We start from the raw sequence: 2,577 nt of genomic DNA on the forward strand, positions 1-2,577 counted from the left end.
CGCAGAAGACGCCCGCGATCGTGTCGTTCCCGATGGTCTTCGAGGCCACCGAGTCGATCGCCGCAGCGGCGCTGGACGCGGGTCTGATCTGGGTGACCTACGGCGGGACGCTGGAGCACCAGAGCGCCGACATCCGGTTCAGCTTCCGGGAGAGCGGCACGCTGCTCGGCGAGGCGGCCGCGAAGTGGGCCGAGGAGGAGCTGAACGGCAAGGGCAAGGTGGCGTTCCTGATCGACGAGACGATCGAGCTGGGCCGGGAGCGCACCAAGGGCATGATCGACGCGTTCACGAAGCTGGCGCCGGGTGTCGACGTGGTGGCGCGGGAGCAGGCCATCGACCCCGACACGGGGCTGTCGAAGACCAACGCGCTGCTCGCCAAGCACCCCGACCTCAACATCGTCCTCGGCATCACGGACTCGGCGGCGTACGGCGGCTACAAGGCGTTCCAGCAGGCGGGGCGGAAGAAGGACGACCGGAAGACGTTCGTCGGCGGCCAGGACGGCTCGGTCCCCTCCCTGCTCGCCATCAAGCAGGGCACCTTCTACCGGGCCTCCGCCGCGCTCGCGCCTCGGGACATGGCCGACGCCATCGTGGAGGTGCCGCTCGCGGTCGCGGCGGGGAAGGCGAACCCGAGCGCACAGGTGCCGGTCAAGCTGGTGCGGCGGGGCGACACGGCGGAGATCGACGCGCTGCTCGCCCAGAACGGATAGGGCCGCGCGATGGCCGACAGCAACGAGGCGACGGGCGCCGACGACGCGGCGGACGCCGACCGGGCGGCAGCGGCAGGTGCGGCGGTGGGGACCGTGGCAGGGGCGGCCCGACCGTCCGGCCCGCCGAATCTGCGGATCACCGCGCTGGGCAAGTCCTTCGGCGGGGTCAGGGCCCTGGACGGGGTGGACCTCACCGTGCCCGCGGGCCAGGTGCACGCGCTGCTCGGGCACAACGGGGCCGGCAAGTCCACCCTGATCAAGTGCCTCGGCGGGGCGTTCCCGCCGGACACGGGGACGATCGAGGTGGGCGGTGTGCCGTACGGCCGCCTCAGTCCCCGGGAGTCGATCGCGGCCGGGGTGGCGATCATCTTCCAGACGCTGAGCGTCGTGGACTCGCTGACCGTGGCCGAGAACATCTTCCTCGGCCAGGAGTGGACCAGGTACGGCCGTATCGACCGGCGGGCCCAGGAGAAGGTGGCCACCGAGCTCCTCGACCGGGTCGCCGCGAGCTGCTCGCCGCGCGACCGGGTGGGTGAACTGCCCATGGGACAGAAGCAGTTGGTGGAGATCGCCAAGGCGCTCAGCCGCAGCGCGTCGGTGCTGGTCCTGGACGAGCCGACGGCCGCCCTGTCCGGCGCGGAGAGCGACGCGCTGGCCGCTCGGGTCGAGGACCTGCGCGGCCAGGGTCTCGCCGTCGTGTACGTCACCCATCTGCTGGCCGAGGTGGAACGGCTCGCGGACGCGGTGACGGTGCTCCGCGACGGCCGGGTCACCCACCACGCGGCGGCGGGGAACCACAGCCGCCGGGAGTTGGTGGAGGCGATCACGGGGGGACGGGTGCGGGGGGCCGCCGCGGACGGGCCGGGCGTCACCGAGCGCCGGCCCTCCGGGGCGAGCCTCAGCGCACCCGAGCCCACGGGGCCGAGCCCCAGCACACGCCGAACCTCCGGGCAGAACGCCGGCGCCCCCTCCGGGCACGGCGCCCTCGCTGGGCGTCGCGTCTCGGCCGAGGGCGCCGCGCGCAAGGCCTTCGGGCGGGGTGGGGCGCTGGTGCCCGCCTCCGGCAGGGCCGCGCACGCCGCCCAACTCAGTCTGCGTGGTCTGCGGGGGCCCGGGTTCGGGCCTGTGGACCTCACCGTCGGCGCGGGCGAGATCGTGGGACTGTACGGACTCATCGGGTCCGGCCGTACCCGCGTACTGGAGACCGTGTTCGGCAGGCGCCGGGCGTCCGGGGGCACCGTGCGCGTCGGTGAGCGTGCCGTCGCGCCGACCCGGCCCGCCGACGCGCTGGCCGCGGGCATCGCGCTCGTCCCGGCGGACCGGCGCGCGCAGGGGCTGTTCGCCGGGCTGAGCGCGCAGGACAACGTGCTCCTGCCGTCGGTGGGGACACTCGCCCGGCGCGGGGTGCGGGCCCTCGGTACGGAGCGGCGGGTGTTCGCCTCGCTCGCCGAGGCGGTCGGGCTGCGGCCCGCGCGGCCGGGGTTGCCGGCCGCCGCGTTCTCCGGCGGCAACCAGCAGAAGCTGTTGCTCGGCCGGTGGATCAACGAGGCCCGCGAGGTCGACGTCCTGCTGTTGGACGAGCCGACCCAGGGCGTCGACGTGGGCGCCCGTCAGGAGATCTACGACGTGGTGTCCTCGCTCGCCGAACAGCGGGGCACGGCCGTGCTGTTCGCCTCCAGCGACCCGGAGGAGGCGGCCACCCTCGCCCACCGCTGCCTGATCGTCGACCACGGCCGCGTCATCGCCGAACTCTCCGGCCCCGCCCTCACCGAAGAGGCGCTCCTGGCCGCCGTCCACGACGCGGGACCCTCGCCACGGCACGCCTCCTCGGCCGACGCCGACACCGCCCCGCACACCCCGCACACCC

At 74.5% G+C, this 2,577-nt stretch carries 2 protein-coding genes; both read left to right on the plus strand.

Translation table 11 applies throughout. The annotated features are described in order from the left end of the window. Positions 1–710: sugar ABC transporter substrate-binding protein (locus AOK15_RS39185; protein WP_157870512.1), on the plus strand; the 710-nt coding region annotated here is incomplete at its 5' end. A gap of 9 nt (positions 711–719) precedes the next feature. Further along, a partial coding sequence (locus tag AOK15_RS39190) for a sugar ABC transporter ATP-binding protein (protein WP_079058948.1) occupies positions 720–2,577 on the plus strand: 1,858 nt, incomplete at its 3' end.

The sequence above is a fragment of the Streptomyces ossamyceticus genome (assembly GCF_001418475.1).
In the GTDB taxonomy this organism is placed as follows: Bacteria; Actinomycetota; Actinomycetes; order Streptomycetales; family Streptomycetaceae; genus Streptomyces; species Streptomyces ossamyceticus.